This window comes from Bradyrhizobium semiaridum, assembly GCF_020329505.1.
Lineage (GTDB): Bacteria > Pseudomonadota > Alphaproteobacteria > Rhizobiales > Xanthobacteraceae > Bradyrhizobium > Bradyrhizobium semiaridum.
This window is the reverse complement of record NZ_JAGKJJ010000039.1, coordinates 1-13,792: the sequence shown is the minus strand read 5'-3', so window position 1 is coordinate 13,792 and position 13,792 is coordinate 1. Positions and strand designations below refer to the sequence as shown.

Annotated in this window: 15 protein-coding genes; 6 read left to right on the top strand and 9 right to left on the bottom strand. The window is 65.2% G+C overall.

Annotated features, from left to right (window positions below; all coding sequences use genetic code 11):
- Positions 1-26: 26 nt before the first annotated feature.
- Positions 27-3,521, bottom strand: coding sequence for an indolepyruvate ferredoxin oxidoreductase family protein (locus J6500_RS28900; RefSeq protein ID WP_225716104.1), 3,495 nt, complete (start codon positions 3,519-3,521; stop codon positions 27-29).
- A gap of 234 nt (positions 3,522-3,755) precedes the next feature.
- On the opposite strand from J6500_RS28900, the gene J6500_RS28895 reads away from it, so the two are divergent.
- Entirely contained in the window at positions 3,756-4,973 is a 1,218-nt protein-coding gene (locus tag J6500_RS28895; RefSeq protein ID WP_225716103.1) for a cytochrome c, read from the top strand.
- 3 nt (positions 4,974-4,976) lie between these two features.
- Here J6500_RS28895 and J6500_RS28890 read toward each other — a convergent pair whose 3' ends face one another.
- Positions 4,977-5,618: a trimeric intracellular cation channel family protein gene (locus J6500_RS28890; RefSeq protein WP_225716102.1), complete on the bottom strand. Its 642-nt coding sequence runs from the start codon at positions 5,616-5,618 to the stop codon at positions 4,977-4,979.
- Between the two features lie 146 nt (positions 5,619-5,764).
- On the opposite strand from J6500_RS28890, the gene J6500_RS28885 reads away from it, so the two are divergent.
- The gene (locus tag J6500_RS28885) at positions 5,765-6,205 is read left to right on the top strand and encodes a hypothetical protein (RefSeq protein WP_225716101.1); all 441 of its coding nucleotides are present in this window, start codon (positions 5,765-5,767) and stop codon (positions 6,203-6,205) included.
- 62 nt (positions 6,206-6,267) lie between these two features.
- On the opposite strand, the gene J6500_RS28880 is transcribed toward J6500_RS28885, so the two are convergent.
- Genes J6500_RS28880 through J6500_RS28870 form a run of 3 tightly spaced genes read right to left on the bottom strand, consistent with a single transcriptional unit; the run spans position 6,268 to position 7,829 of the window.
- Positions 6,268-7,080, bottom strand: coding sequence for an isocitrate lyase/PEP mutase family protein (locus tag J6500_RS28880; RefSeq protein ID WP_225716100.1), 813 nt, complete (start codon positions 7,078-7,080; stop codon positions 6,268-6,270).
- A 57-nt stretch (positions 7,081-7,137) separates the two neighbouring features.
- Positions 7,138-7,488, bottom strand: a complete 351-nt coding sequence (locus J6500_RS28875) for an antibiotic biosynthesis monooxygenase family protein (RefSeq protein WP_225716099.1) — start codon at positions 7,486-7,488, stop codon at positions 7,138-7,140.
- Between the two features lie 32 nt (positions 7,489-7,520).
- Complete coding sequence (locus tag J6500_RS28870; protein ID WP_225716098.1) at positions 7,521-7,829, bottom strand: NIPSNAP family protein; 309 nt, start codon at positions 7,827-7,829, stop codon at positions 7,521-7,523.
- A gap of 95 nt (positions 7,830-7,924) precedes the next feature.
- Here J6500_RS28870 and J6500_RS28865 point away from each other — a divergent pair, with 95 nt between their 5' ends.
- Positions 7,925-8,620 carry an ArsR/SmtB family transcription factor gene (locus J6500_RS28865; protein WP_225716097.1) on the top strand — a complete coding sequence of 232 codons (696 nt, stop codon included), beginning with the start codon at positions 7,925-7,927 and terminating at the stop codon, positions 8,618-8,620.
- Positions 8,621-8,868: 248 nt separating this feature from the next.
- On the top strand, positions 8,869-9,135 hold the full coding sequence (locus tag J6500_RS28860; RefSeq protein ID WP_225716096.1) for a GCG_CRPN prefix-to-repeats domain-containing protein: 267 nt from the start codon (positions 8,869-8,871) through the stop codon (positions 9,133-9,135).
- A 75-nt stretch (positions 9,136-9,210) separates the two neighbouring features.
- Here the strand turns inward: J6500_RS28860 and J6500_RS28855 are convergent, their stop codons facing one another.
- Positions 9,211-9,510: a twin-arginine translocation signal domain-containing protein gene (locus J6500_RS28855; RefSeq protein ID WP_225716095.1), complete on the bottom strand. Its 300-nt coding sequence runs from the start codon at positions 9,508-9,510 to the stop codon at positions 9,211-9,213.
- 91 nt (positions 9,511-9,601) lie between these two features.
- Positions 9,602-9,916 carry a hypothetical protein gene (locus J6500_RS28850; RefSeq protein ID WP_225716129.1) on the bottom strand — a complete coding sequence of 105 codons (315 nt, stop codon included), beginning with the start codon at positions 9,914-9,916 and terminating at the stop codon, positions 9,602-9,604.
- A gap of 107 nt (positions 9,917-10,023) precedes the next feature.
- On the opposite strand from J6500_RS28850, the gene J6500_RS28845 reads away from it, so the two are divergent.
- Together J6500_RS28845 and J6500_RS28840 are read left to right on the top strand one after the other, a co-directional pair.
- Entirely contained in the window at positions 10,024-11,268 is a 1,245-nt protein-coding gene (locus J6500_RS28845; protein WP_376707873.1) for a glycerophosphodiester phosphodiesterase family protein, read from the top strand.
- A gap of 266 nt (positions 11,269-11,534) precedes the next feature.
- Positions 11,535-11,885, top strand: a complete 351-nt coding sequence (locus tag J6500_RS28840; protein ID WP_225716094.1) for a cupin domain-containing protein — start codon at positions 11,535-11,537, stop codon at positions 11,883-11,885.
- A 248-nt stretch (positions 11,886-12,133) separates the two neighbouring features.
- On the opposite strand, the gene J6500_RS28835 is transcribed toward J6500_RS28840, so the two are convergent.
- On the bottom strand, positions 12,134-12,481 hold the full coding sequence (locus J6500_RS28835) for a hypothetical protein (RefSeq protein ID WP_225716093.1): 348 nt from the start codon (positions 12,479-12,481) through the stop codon (positions 12,134-12,136).
- A 133-nt stretch (positions 12,482-12,614) separates the two neighbouring features.
- Positions 12,615-13,792: acyl-CoA carboxylase subunit beta (locus J6500_RS28830; protein ID WP_225716092.1), on the bottom strand; the 1,178-nt coding region annotated here is incomplete at its 5' end.

Here is a 13,792-nt window from a genome sequence, read left to right as displayed (position 1 = left end):
ATCGCAAACGCGCGCTGCCATCCGTCCTACTCCGCCGCTAATTGCCGCGGCGCGGGCGGCGGGTTGGCGAGGTCGGCGGCGAGTTGCGCGTAGCGAACCTTGGCCTCTGCGATCGCCTTCTCCTTCACCGGGCCGTAGCCGCGGATGCGATCCGGCAGCGACAGCAGTTCGACTGCGATGTCGTGGTTGAGCGGCGACAGCAGGTTCAGCACCGTCGCGACATCCTTCTCGTAGCCCGCGATCAGATCGCGTTCGAGCTTGCGGTCAGCGGTGTAGCCGAAGATGTCGAACGGCGTGCCGCGCAGGACGCGGAATTTCGCCAGCACCTTGAAGACCGACATCATCCACGAGCCGAACGCCCGCTTCTTCGGCCGGCCCTGTGCGTCGAGCCCGCCGCCGAGGATCGGCGGTGCGAGATTGAAGTTGAATTTGAAATCGCCCTCGAACTGGTCGCGCAGCTGCTTCTCGAAACGGCCGTCGGTGAACAGCCGCGCCACCTCGTATTCGTCCTTGTAGGCCAGCAGCTTGGCGTAGTTGATCGCAACCGCGCGCGGCAGCGCCTCGCCATAGCCGCCCTTGTCGGCGGCCTCGCGCACCTGGTCGACCAGCTTGCGATAGCGTTTTGCCAGGCGCGAGCTCTGATAGTCAGTCAGCAGCGCCATGCGATGGGTGATGATTTCGTCGAGCGACATCGCATCCAGCGTCCTCGGCGGGGCGACATCGTCGTCTTGCCCCTTCATCATTGCGGCCAGCCGCGCCGGATCGACCGCGGCGAGTCGCCCGAGCCGAAACGCCTCGGTGTTCATCTTGATCGAGACGCCGTTGACCTCGATCGCCTTTTCGATCGCCTCGGCCGACAGCGGCAACAGGCCGCGCTGATAGGCAAATCCCATCATCATCATGTTGGTGGCGATGGAGTCGCCGAGCAGCACCTCGGCCGGCTTGGTGAAGTCGAAGAAGGTGGAGTCCTTGCGCAGCTCGGTCTCCAGCACGCTGTTGACCTTGCGGGTCTGGAAGTTGAAGTCGCGGTTGAGGATGAAATCCGCGGTCGGAATCACGTGGCTGTTGATGATGCCGACGGTACGGCTGGCATCGCAGAGCGTGATGGTGTCCTTGGAGACCGCCACCACCTCATCGGCCGCAAGCACGAGATCGGCGGTGCCTGTCACGATGCGCGAGCAGGTGACGTCGGCGGTATGCTCGGAGAGCCGGACGTGGCTCAGCACCGCCCCGCCCTTTTGCGCGAGGCCGGACATGTCGAGGATCATGGAGGCCTTGCCCTCGATATGCGCGGCCATGCCGAGCAGCGCGCCGATCGTCAGCACGCCGGTGCCGCCGACGCCGCCGACCGCGATGTTGTAGGGCCGGTCGAGCGCCGGCTTCGAGGCCGGCTCCGGCAAGTCGCCGATATCGCCAAGCGCGGCCGGTGCCCGCTGCCGCAGCTTGCCGCCGTCGACCGTGACGAAGGACGGACAAAAGCCCTTTACGCAGGAATAGTCCTTGTTGCAGGTCGACTGGTTGATGGTGCGCTTGCGGCCGAGCTCGGTCTCCAGCGGCTCGACCGAGATGCAGTTCGACTGCACCGAGCAATCGCCGCAGCCCTCGCAGACCGCCGGATTGATCAGCACGCGGCGCGGCGGGTCCTCCATCAGGCCGCGCTTGCGGCGGCGGCGTTTTTCGGCAGCGCAGGTCTGCACGAACACGATTGCCGACGTGCCCTTGGTATCGCGGCACATCTTCATGACGTTTTCGAGCTCGTCGCGATGGTAGAGTTTCACGCCGGGCGCGATTGTATCCGACGGATAAGCATCGGGGTTTTCCGAGACCAGATAGATCTCGCGGATGCCTTCGGCGTGAAGCTGGTGGGTGATCTGCTGCGGGGACAGATCGCCGTCATGGCGCTGGCCGCCGGTCATCGCGACCGCGTCGTTATAGAGGATCTTGTAGGTGATGTTGGCCTTGGAGGCGACCGCCTGGCGGATGGCGAGAATGCCGGAGTGGAAATAGGTGCCGTCGCCGAGATTGGCGAAGATGTGGTTCTCGTTGGTGAACGGCGCGACGCCGACCCACGGCACGCCCTCGCCGCCCATATGGGTGAAGGTCTCGGTCGAGCGGTTCATCCACAGCGCCATGAAATGGCAGCCGATGCCGGCCAGCGCGCGGCTGCCTTCCGGCACCTTGGTCGAGGTGTTGTGCGGACAGCCCGAGCAGAAATACGGCGTGCGGCTGACCGGCGCGGTCGCCTGCATCTGCGTCGACTGCCGGCCGTTGAACCAGTCGGCTTTCGCACGCAGCATCTCGGCGATTTCAGGATTGAGATTGAGCCGCAGCAGCCGCTCGGTCAGTGAGCTGGCCAGCGAGGCCACGCTGAGCTCGGCGGCGAAGGTCAGGAAGCGCTTGTCGTGGTCGTCCATCTTGCCGACGATGCGCGGACGAACGTCGTCGCGCCAGTTGAACAGCTCCTGCTTGACCTGGTTCTCGACGATCTCGCGGCGCTCCTCGACGATGAAGATCTCCTCGAGTCCGACCGCGAAATTGCGCACCCCTTCCGGCTCCAGCGGCCAGGGCATGCCGATCTTGTAGAGGCGGATGCCGATCTTGGCGGCGATCTCGGGCGTGATGCCGAGCTCGCGCAGCGCCTGGCGAATGTCCTCGTAGCTCTTCCCCGAGGCCATGATGCCGTAACGCGCGTTCGGCGAATCCATGGTGATGCGGTTGACCTTGTTGGCACGGGCAAAGGCAATCGCGGCAAAGCCCTTGTAGTCCTGCAAGCGGCGGTCCTGCTCGAAGCGGTCGTCGGGCCAGCGGATGTTGAGGCCACCCGGCGGCAGCTCGAAATCAGTCGGGATCACGAACGGCGTCATCTCGTCGGTGAGGTCGATCTCGGCCGTGGTCTCGACCGTCTCGGTGATCACCTTCATGCCGACCCAGCAGCCGGAGTAGCGCGACATCGCGATACCCAGGAGGCCCATCTCGATCATTTCATGGATGCTGGAGGGGTAGAGGTAGGGCATCAGCGCGGAGATAAAGGCGTGGTCGGACTGATGCGGGACGGTGGAGGACTTTGCGCCGTGGTCGTCGCCCGCAAGGCAGAGCACGCCGCCATGCTTGGCGGAGCCGGCGGCATTGCCGTGGCGGAACACGTCGCCGCAGCGGTCGACGCCGGGGCCTTTGCCGTACCAGATGCCGACCACGCCGTCGTATTTGGCGCCGGGCGAGAGGCCGAGCTGCTGCGAACCCCAGATTGCGGTGGCCGCGAGGTCCTCGTTCACCCCCGGCTGAAATTTGACGTTGTATTGCTCGAGATGCTTGCGCGCCGCGAACAGCTGCTGGTCATACCCGCCGAGCGGGGAACCGCGGTAGCCGGAAACAAAGCCCGCGGTGTTGAGGCCTGCGGCCCGGTCGCGCCTGATCTGCGCCATGGGCAGGCGGACCAGCGCCTGAATGCCGGTCAGGAAAACGTGGCCGCTGCCTTGGGTGTATTTCTGATCGAGACTGATAGGACCCTGGTTGATGCCCATTTAGCCCTCTGTTCGTTGGTCGCGACTACGCTTTTTAGCTAGTCATCCGAGCTTGTTAGAACCAGTCTATGTCGGATTTTCCGGCCCGCGCAGCACAATTCTGAGCCATCAAGCCCGGCCCACGAAAATCGCAATTTCGTGCCGGGAATATCGGAGCGCGGTTTCGGTTTCTGTCGCAGGACCGGCCTGCGGCGAAACGGCGTGACGCGTCCTTGCCGACCGGAGGATGAAAGGATGCGGCGAGCAGCGGTCGTGACACTGGCAGGACTGCTGTTGTGCGCTGCGTTCGCGTCCCGCGCATGCGCGGCTGAGTCGTCCGAGGACGTGATCGCGCGCGGCAAGGCGCTGACGATCGCGGGCGATTGCGCGAGCTGCCACACCGCCGATCCGGCCAAGCCGTTTGCCGGCGGCAAGCGGATCGAGACGCCGTTCGGCGCGGTGTTCTCGCCGAACCTGACGCCCGACCGCGATACCGGCATCGGCGGCTGGAGCGACGAGGATTTCGTCCGCGCGCTGCGCAGCGGCGTCTCGCCTGATGGCACGCACTACTACCCTGCCTTCCCCTACCCTTACTTCACCAGGCTGATCCGCGGCGACATGCTGGCGATCCGCGCCTATCTCGCGACGCTCGCACCTGTCGCGAACAAGGCGCCGCCGCCGCAGCTGCGCTGGCCGCTGAACTATCGCGTGCTGATGCGGGCCTGGAATTACCTGTTCTTCACCCCGGGCATCATCCAGCCGGACCAGGGCAAGAGCCCGGAATGGAATCGCGGCCGCTACCTGGTCGAGGGCCTCGCCCATTGCGGCGCCTGCCATACACCGAAGAACGCCTTCGGTGCCGACAAGCGCGACCAAGCCTTCGGCGGCAGCATGGTCGACGGCATGTTCGCGCCACGGCTCGATGCCGCTCCCCGCAGCGGGCTGAAATCGTGGGGCGCCGACGACATCGTCGAGTATCTGCAGAGCGGCCGCAACGGGCGCAGCCATGCCGGTCCGTTGATGTCCGAAGTGGTGGTGAATTCGACGTCGAAGATGAGCGACGCCGACGTGCGCGCCATCGCGGTCTACCTGAAGAGCCTGCCGGCCGGTATGCCCGAGCCCGAGGTCACCCCGCCCTTGGCTGCGCAGATCAGCGACGGCGAGCGGATCTATCGCGGCGCCTGCGTCGCCTGCCATGAGCTCCACGGCACCGGCGCGCCGCGGATCTATCCGCCGCTGCCCGGCAATGCCAATCTGCAATCGGCCAATCCGGCGAGCACGCTGCGCATCATCCTCGACGGCGCACAGACCGTCACCACGCCACGGGCGCCGAACACCGGCTCGATGCCGGCTTACGCGAAGCTGAGCGATCAGGAGATCGCCGACGTCGCGACCTACATCCGCAACTCCTGGGGCAATGCGGCGCCGGCCGTCACCGCGGACCAGGTCGCCAAGGCACGGCGGACCAAATAGCGCTCAGCGCTGCTCGCCGCCGAAGACGAATTTCGGCATCTCCCATTTGTAGCGGATCGCGAGCAAACGGAATGTCAGGCCGACCGCGAAGGTCAGCACGGTCCAGAGCGTGTCGTTGAGCTCGAGACCGAATGCGGTCACGTAGAACAGCCCGGTGACGACGGAAACGCTGGCGTAGAGCTCGCTGCGGAACAAGAGCGGCACCTCGTTGCAGAGGATGTCGCGCAGCACGCCGCCTGCGCAGCCGGTGATCATGCCGCAAACGATCACGATCGGCAGCGAAGCACCGCTTTGGCTGGCCACATCGCAGCCGGCCATCGTGAACACGACGAGGCCGATCGCATCGAGCACCAGGAAGGCGAGATTGAGCCTGACCACCAGCCGCGCCAGCGCGATGGTGACCAGCGCCGCCGCTCCTGCGATCGCAAGATAGATCGGATGCGCGACCCAGAGCAGCGGATAATGCCCCAGCAGCACGTCGCGGATGGTGCCGCCGCCGAGCGCGGTGATGGCGCCGAGCATGCAGACGCCGGCCCAATCCATGCTGCGCTTGCCCGCCGCCAGCGCCGCCGTCATCGACTGCGCCGCGACCGCGATGAACGAGAGCACGTGCAGCACCGAATCGGTGGGCGGCAGGGTCCACATTGGAAATGACCTCGTGAAACCGGCTTGGAACCCGCGAATCGCTGGTTCCATCATGAACAGGTTGCAACCTTGGCTCGGAACATCCTCCCGCGCCAGCCATTGTCCTGCTGCGTTTAGCTTTCCGGTGCTAACGGAGGAACTTTGAAATGGCTATCCAACCTGATGATCCGTATCGCGCCAACATGAGCGATGACGAGATCCGCCGTCAGGCGCGCTTCAACAGTCTCGACAACGAGTTGCAGCCGGATCCGGAGCTCCAGGAGGGCCCGGCCAGCGGCACCAAGATCGCGATGTTCGCAGTTGCTATCGCCGTGGTGCTGGGCGCGTTGTTTTATGGATTGAACAACACGTCGGTGAACCAGGCGACGACGACGCCGTCGAGCCAGACCGCGCAGACCCAGCCGGCCAATCCGGCCGGGGCGCCTCCGGGCATGCGCGACGTGACGCCGAAGGCCAACAGCGAGCCGGGCACGACCACGGGCGCGGCGCCTGCGCAGCCTGCGTCCCCGCCGGCCAACAAGCCGACCGGTCAAGAGATCGACCGCTCGGCGGCGCCGTCGGATTCGACCGGCGACAAGTCCAAGTAAGTCTACGCCGTTCGCACGACAGCGCAGCGGGCCGCAATGGGCCCGCTGCTTCTTGGTGCCGGCTACTTGAACATCTTGTTGAGCTCGCCGCCGGGATAGCCGTTGGCGAATTCGTTGAAGGTGCCCTTGTCGGCCATCTCCTTCGCCGCCTTCATGACACCGGCCCAGGCCATCACCGCCAGCCCGCCGCCGACGCTGATCCGGCGTACGCCGAGATCGGCGGCCTCCTGCAGCGACAGACCAGGCCAGGCGATCAAGAGGTTGACCGGCTTGGGAGCGACCGCCTTTACGACGGCGGAAATGTCCTCTTTCGTCTTGATGCCGGGCGCGTACAGCACGTCGGCGCCGGCTTCGGAATAGGCTTGCAGCCGCTCGATCACGAGCTTCAGATCCTGCTTCCCCCAAAAATAGGCTTCGCAGCGGCCCGTGAGCAGCACGCCACTGTTGTCGGCGTCGATCGCCTTGCGCGCCGCCTTGATGCGCTCGACCGCGAGCTTGTGCTCGAACAGCGGATTGGCCGCGTCGCCGGTGGAGTCCTCGATCGAGAGCCCGGCAACGCCGGTCTTCGCACCGCGCGTGACATTGACCGCGACCTGCTCGGGCTCGACGGCAAAGCCGCCCTCATAATCCGCGTTGACGGGAATATCGACCGCCGCGCACACCGCGGTCAGATGATTGCAGACGTCATCGATGGTGACGCGGTTGTCGGCCTTGCCGAGGGTCCAGGCAAAGCCCGCGCTGGATGAGGCCAGCGCCTTGAAGCCGAGGTGCTGCAGCGCGACTGCGGTCCCGACATCGAACGGGTTCGGAATGATGAAGCATCCGCTCTCGTGCAGCTTCTTGAAGGTGGCGCGTTTGTCAGCAGTTGGCAGCATCGATCTCTCCCGGAGTTTGGTTGGCGGCGCAGAGATGGGGATGCGCGCATCGCCGCGCTAGTGCTCGGCGTGAACCGCGCGGCTGTCCTTCGGCGCCTCACTGCGTTCGTTCAGACCGTAATCCCGGATCACGCTCGCGACGCGCAGGCGATAATTCTCGAAGATCGTCGCGCGCCCCTTGGCCTGGGTGCGGCGATGCTCGATGGTGTTGCGCCACGCTTCGACCGCGGCCTCGTCGCGGAAGAACGACAGCGACACGAACTTGCCCTTCTCGGTGATGCTCTCGAACCGCTCTACCGAGATGAAGCCGTCGATCTCCTGCAGGATCGGCTTCAGCTCCGCAGCGAGGTCGAAATAATGTTGCCGCTGGTCCGGCTTCGGCCAGACTTCGAAGATCACAGCGATCATGGTTCCCTCCAAGAGATGTCGTCATCGAGCGACTATAGCTCGACCTTGCGCAGAAATGTGCGTTCCTCCGCCAGGATGAAGCGGTTTTCTTCCGCGAAGTTGAAGTTCGCCATGCCCTCGCTGTCCTGGCGCAGCCGCGCGCGATAGGCTTCATAGGCGGCAAGGCTCTCGAACGAGATCAGCGCGAAGGCAACGTTGTTGGTGCCCTCATGCGGCATCCAGTAGCCGAGCAGATCGCCGCCGCAGCGCGGGATGATCGAGAGCCAGTTCTTCGCGTACTGCTCGAACATCGCGCGCTTGAACGGATCGAGCTGATAGCGGATGAAGACGGTGATGGTCATTGGCGGTTCCTCCTTTCACCGTCATTGCGAGCCATGACGACGTTGTGGGAGATTAGCCGCTTGCCCGGCGTCGATGCTTCGGCTATCATCGAACTATGAAAGCTGGCCCCGACATTTCCCGCGTCGCCGCCCTGGTCGGCGATCCCGCCCGTTGCAACATGCTGACCGCGCTGATGAACGGCCGCGCGCTGACCGCGAGCGAGCTGGCGCAGGAGGCCGGCATCACGCCGCAGACCGCGAGCTCGCATCTCGCCAAGCTCGAAGCCGGCGGGCTGATCGAGCCGGAGAAGCAGGGCCGCCACCGCTACTACCGCCTCACCGACCCTGACGTCGCCGGCGTGCTCGAGGGCCTGCAGGGCATCGCCGCCCGCGCCGGCCACATGCGCGTGCGCACCGGCCCGAAGGATCCGGCGCTGCGCCGCGCCCGCATCTGCTACGACCATCTGGCCGGCGATCTCGGCGTACAGATGCTCGACAGCATGAAGCGGCAGCGGCTGATCCGCCAAACCAAGCAGACGATCGAGCTGACCGGCGACGGCAAGCGCTTCATGGCCGAGGAGTTGCAGATCGATGCCGATGCGCTGACGCATCCGCGCCGCCCGGTGTGCAAGGCCTGCCTCGACTGGAGCGAGCGGCGCCATCACCTCGCCGGCACGCTCGGCGCCGCGCTGATGAGCCGCTTCACGGAATTGAAATGGGCCGCGCGCGACGCGACGCCGGGCAGCCGCGTGGTCAATTTTACCCGCAACGGCGAGAAGCGATTTGCCGCGCTGTTCGGGGCAGACGCGTAGCGGTACGCGCTTCGTCTGCCTTGTGGCGCACATCCGCGTCCTTTGCCATCACGAACGAAATATGACGAGCGGTTGCTTTCCTGTCTTGCATCGCGCTGACGCACGCAGCGCCATGTTCATGTCGCATTCAGCCCGGCGCGATATGGTCGGCGACAGAGGGCGCGGCTTCTGCAATGATCCCGCCGGGCGAATCGGTAAGTGAATGTTTGTTGCGGTGCCGCAGCGCGGCCCAAATTCCAGGAGAAGACATGAAGTATCTTTTTGCAGCGGCAGTTTTGCTCTCGACCGCATTCGCCGGCATGAGCGCAGCGGAAGCAGCCGGTGGTTGCGGCCCCGGCTGGCATCGCGGCCCGTATGGCGGTTGCGTCAGGAACCGCGGCCCGGTCGTGGTCGCGCCGGGCCCCGTCGTGGTGAGGCCCCCGGTCGTCGTCCGGCCCCCTGTTGTGGTGGTGCCGCGCGGGCGCGGATGCCCCTATGGCATGGCCTGGCGCTATGGCCGCTGCCGTCCGATCTGATCCCTCGACAGATCACGCCAACAAAACCCCGCCTCGGCGGGGTTTTTCTTTGCGGCAAGTACGGCTGGATGTGCCTCACCAATAGCGGCGGCGCCAGTGCCGGCGCCAATGGCGGCGGCGCCAGCCCCAATGACGGCGGTGCCAGTGCCGGTGGCCCCAGCGCCCGTGATGATGATGCCAGCGCACCTGTTCCGGCTTGAGGCGGCCGGCCTCCTCGCTCGTCGTCACCGCCGGATGAGCATCCGCGCCGGCCGGCGATCTCATATCTTCATTGAGGGGATGCGGCGCGAGCGGCGCGGCCTTGGCAGCTGCCGCAAAGGCCGCGACGCCCGCGGCGGCACCGAACGCGATCTTCAGAAAATCCCGGCGCTCCATGTGTTTCCTCTTCGAGGTTGGACGTGATGCCCGGCAAGTCTCGCCGCGGCGACATGAACGCCGGCTGAACCGCCGCGCCTCGGCCCGTACCTCACGCCGTCGCCTCCTCCGCCAGCACCAAGAGGTCGCGCGTCCGCGTCACCTCCGGCCAGTCGCGGTTGAAGTCGGCGACCAGCCGCTTCAGATGATCGCTGTTCATCGCGCGCTCCAGCGCCGCCTGATCGGCGAACTGATAGGTCGCCTGGTGCAGCGACGGATCGCTCAGGCTCCAGCATCGCCATGCGCGCTCGGCGCCGAAGGATTTCATCGCATCGGGCAGATGCACGCGCGAGTACCAGGCATCGAAGGCGGCGCGCTTCGCGGCATCGGCAACGGTGGCGCGGACGACGAAATAGGCTGCGGGCATCGGCTTCTCCTCGTTCTGACTTGTCATTCACGTCGCGCGGCTCACGCGTCCGTCACATGCTCCATGATATACCGGCCGCAGACAACGCCCGATCCGGAGGATCACCCATGCCCGTCCGCTGCCGCGCCGCCCTGCTCGCGATGCTCGCGACGCTGATCGCCCTGCCCGCCGCGGCCGAGGACATCGCGCTGCCGCGCGAGGCGCAGCTCGGGCCGCGGCCGTTCTACCTCGTCGACAAGATGAAGGACGGGCCGTTGAAGCGGCAGCTCAGCCAGTGCACCGGCCCGTTCCACAGATCGAATTTCTCGATCGGCCATCGCGGCGCCGCGCTGCAATTCCCCGAGCACAGCCGGGAATCCTATCTCGCCGCCGCGCGGATGGGCGCCGGCGTGATCGAATGCGACGTCACATTCACAAAAGACCGTCAGCTGGTCTGCCGCCATTCGCAATGCGACCTGCACACCACGACCAACATCCTCACCGTGCCCGATTTCGCTGCAAAGTGCACGCAGCCCTTCAACCCAGCGGATCCCGCCACCGGCAAGAAGGCCTCGGCCAAATGCTGCACGTCGGACATCACGCTCGCCGAGTTCAAGCGGCTGACCGCGAAGATGGACGGCTTCAATCCGGCCGCGAAGACGCCGGAGGAATTCCAGAACGGCACGCCGCGCTGGCGCACCGACCTGTACGCCGCATCAGGCACGCTGATGACCCATGACGAGAGCATCGCGCTGATCAAGAGCCTCGGCGCCAAATTCACGCCGGAGCTGAAGGCACCGGAAGTGACGATGCCGTTCGACGGCGACTACACCCAGGAAGCCTACGCGAGTCAGATGCTCGCCGCCTACAAGAACGCCGGCATCCCCGCCAGCGACGTGTTCGCGCAGAGCTTCAATCTGAAGGACATTTTGTACTGGGTGAAGAGCGAGCCGGACTTTGCCAAGCAGGCGGTCTATCTCGAGGAGCGCTACGAGAAGCAAGGCCTCGACCCGAACAAGCCGGAGACCTGGAAGCCCTCGATGGCGGAATTGAAGGCGTCCGGCGTCGCGATTCTCGGCCCGCCGATCTATGCCATGCTGACGCTGAACGAGGCGGGCGAGATCGTTCCGTCCGCCTATGCCAAGGCCGCGAAGGCCGCCGGCCTCGAGCTGATCGGCTGGTCGCTGGAGCGCGACGGCCCGCTGCACAAGGGCGGCGCGTTCTATCACCAGTCGGTGAAACCAGCGATCGACCGCGACGGCGACACGCTGGCCGTGCTCGACGTGCTGGCAAAGCAGGTCGGCGTCCGCGCGATGTTCTCCGACTGGCCGGCGACCACGACATTCTATGCGAACTGTATGGGGATAAAGTAGCGCACGCTCTCTCCCCCCGTCGTCCCGGCGAAAGCCGGGACCCATAACCACAGGGTTGTGTTGTCGAAGCAAAGCTGTAGCCCCAGCGCTGTAAAACAATCGGCATCTGGGCTAATGGGTCCCGGCCTTCGCCGGGACGACGTTGGGATAGATACCGATTCACATTTCAAACGGCGACGCCGCGCAGATGGTTTCGCAAGCCGCCGAACAGGACTAGCATCCGCCTCTCCCGTACCCCGGGGAGCAGCGACATCAGGGAGGCCGCCATGAAGCAGGGACAACCGATCAAGGACGCCAGCCACCTCTACGAAGTCGAGCGCCGCGCCCAGCACGCCGCCCGCCCCGGATTCCGCATCCAGGAGCTGCAGCTCTCGCCGACCCAGAAGGTGCCGTGGCATACCCACAGCAACATCTCCGACACCTTCTACGTGCTGGAAGGCCAGATGCGCCTGTTCCTGCAAGAGCCGAAGGAGGAAGTGAATCTGAATCCGGGCGAAGTCTACGCTGTGCGGCCGACCCGTCCGCACCTCGTCACTAACGCCGGCACGACGTCGCTGACCTTTCTGATCCTGCAAGGCGTCGGCGAATACGACTACGTGCCGCTGGCGCCGGGCTAGGTTGGCTCACTTAGTCCGGTCATCGGTGCCATCGCCCGGCTCGACCGGGCGATCCAGTATTCCAGAGACAGCAGTGCTTGAGCCGATAGGCCGCGGCGTACTGGATCGCCCGGTCCATGTGCGCAATTGCGCACAGGCCGGGCGATGACAGCGGTGGGTGGGATCTGGCCCGGTCCGTAGCCCGCATGAGCGAAGCGACATGCGGGGCGACATGTGGCGGATGATGGAGCGGCCCTACGACAGTGCCCTCACATCAGCTTCAACGGCGCATCATGCACCAGGCGAAGGCCGATCCGGCCGATCAATTCCGAACGGCGCGCCTCGGCCTCACTGATCGCCGCCTCGGTCTGCCGCAACGTGCTGACATTCGATCCGTACGACACGATGCCGCCGAGCACCAGCGCGATCGATCCGAGAGCTGCGGTCTGACCGGCTCCGGACAGGCCGAGCACCGTGATCAGCAGCAAGGCGAACCCGCCGGCGATCGCGGCCTTCGAGCCCAGAATGATCCTGCGGGAGCGCTCGGCGCTCTCGGCAAGCTCCTCGATACGGGCCTCGATCTCTGAGATGTCGTCGGTCGAATCGTCTTCGGTCATCACTTCGAACCTGCAGGGGGGATTAGGCGCAGCCGTAACTCGCCGCGGATCGCGGGACGATGATAGTGGGTTACGCTTCAGCCTTCGCTCTTCGAGCTACAGCGGACAAGTCGCCTCACCCACCCTACGACATCTACAACGGCAAATTGTCGTGCTTCTTCGCCGGGATCTCCACCTTCTTGTCCTTCAACATCGCCAGCGCGCGTGCGATCCGCCGCCGCGTCGAGTGCGGCATGATGACGTCGTCGATATAGCCGCGCTCCGCGGCGATGAAGGGGGACAGGAAGCGGTCTTCATATTCCTTGGTGCGCGCGGCGATCTTGTCGGGGTCGCCGATGTCGCTGCGGAAGATGATCTCCACCGCGCCCTTGGCGCCCATCACCGCGATCTGGGCGGTCGGCCAGGCGTAGTTCATGTCGGCGCCGATTTCCTTCGACGCCATGACGTCGAAGGCGCCGCCATAGGCCTTGCGGGTGATGATGGTGACGAGCGGCACCGTGCACTGCGAATAGGCGAACAGCAGTTTGGCGCCGTGCTTGATCAGGCCGCCATATTCCTGCGCGGTGCCCGGCAGGAAGCCCGGCACGTCGACGAAGGTGACGATCGGGATGTTGAAGGCGTCACAGAAGCGCACGAAGCGCGCGGCCTTGCGCGAGGCGTCGCTGTCGAGCACGCCGGCCAGCACCATCGGCTGGTTGGCGACGAAGCCGACGGTGCGGCCCGCGATGCGGCCGAAGCCGGTGATGATGTTCTTGGCAAACGTCTCCGAGATCTCGAAGAAGTCGCCCTCGTCGACGACCTTGAGGATCAACTCCTTCATGTCGTACGGCTTGTTCGGATTGTCGGGGATCAGGGTATCGAGCGAATTGTCGACGCGCTCGATCGAATCGAAGCTCGGCCATTCCGGCACGCCGTCGGAATTGTTCGACGGCAGGAAGTCGATCAGCCGGCGCATCTGCAACAGCGCATCGACGTCGTTCTCGAAGGCGCCGTCTGCGATCGAGGAGCGCGTCGCGTGCACCGAGGCGCCGCCGAGCTCTTCGGCGGTCACCACCTCGTTGGTGACGGTCTTCACCACGTCGGGGCCGGTGACGAACATGTAGCTGGTGTTCTTCACCATGAAGATGAAGTCGGTCATCGCGGGCGAATAGACGTCGCCGCCGGCGCAGGGGCCCATGATGACGGAGATCTGCGGGATCACGCCCGAGGCGATGACGTTGCGGCGGAACACGTAGGAATAGCCCGCCAAGGCGGCTACGCCCTCCTGGATGCGCGCGCCGCCGGCGTCATAGAGGCCGATGATCGGCGCCC

Bases quoted from the DNA above. Each gene is read 5' to 3' on its own strand.
- J6500_RS28900 (WP_225716104.1), bottom strand. From the start codon at position 3,521: ATGGGCATCAACCAGGGTCCTATCAGTCTCGATCAGAAATACACCCAA.
- J6500_RS28895 (WP_225716103.1), top strand. From the start codon at position 3,756: ATGCGGCGAGCAGCGGTCGTGACACTGGCAGGACTGCTGTTGTGCGCT.
- J6500_RS28890 (WP_225716102.1), bottom strand. From the start codon at position 5,618: ATGTGGACCCTGCCGCCCACCGATTCGGTGCTGCACGTGCTCTCGTTC.
- J6500_RS28885 (WP_225716101.1), top strand. From the start codon at position 5,765: ATGGCTATCCAACCTGATGATCCGTATCGCGCCAACATGAGCGATGAC.
- J6500_RS28880 (WP_225716100.1), bottom strand. From the start codon at position 7,080: ATGCTGCCAACTGCTGACAAACGCGCCACCTTCAAGAAGCTGCACGAG.
- J6500_RS28875 (WP_225716099.1), bottom strand. From the start codon at position 7,488: ATGATCGCTGTGATCTTCGAAGTCTGGCCGAAGCCGGACCAGCGGCAA.
- J6500_RS28870 (WP_225716098.1), bottom strand. From the start codon at position 7,829: ATGACCATCACCGTCTTCATCCGCTATCAGCTCGATCCGTTCAAGCGC.
- J6500_RS28865 (WP_225716097.1), top strand. From the start codon at position 7,925: ATGAAAGCTGGCCCCGACATTTCCCGCGTCGCCGCCCTGGTCGGCGAT.
- J6500_RS28860 (WP_225716096.1), top strand. From the start codon at position 8,869: ATGAAGTATCTTTTTGCAGCGGCAGTTTTGCTCTCGACCGCATTCGCC.
- J6500_RS28855 (WP_225716095.1), bottom strand. From the start codon at position 9,510: ATGGAGCGCCGGGATTTTCTGAAGATCGCGTTCGGTGCCGCCGCGGGC.
- J6500_RS28850 (WP_225716129.1), bottom strand. From the start codon at position 9,916: ATGCCCGCAGCCTATTTCGTCGTCCGCGCCACCGTTGCCGATGCCGCG.
- J6500_RS28845 (WP_376707873.1), top strand. From the start codon at position 10,024: ATGCCCGTCCGCTGCCGCGCCGCCCTGCTCGCGATGCTCGCGACGCTG.
- J6500_RS28840 (WP_225716094.1), top strand. From the start codon at position 11,535: ATGAAGCAGGGACAACCGATCAAGGACGCCAGCCACCTCTACGAAGTC.
- J6500_RS28835 (WP_225716093.1), bottom strand. From the start codon at position 12,481: ATGACCGAAGACGATTCGACCGACGACATCTCAGAGATCGAGGCCCGT.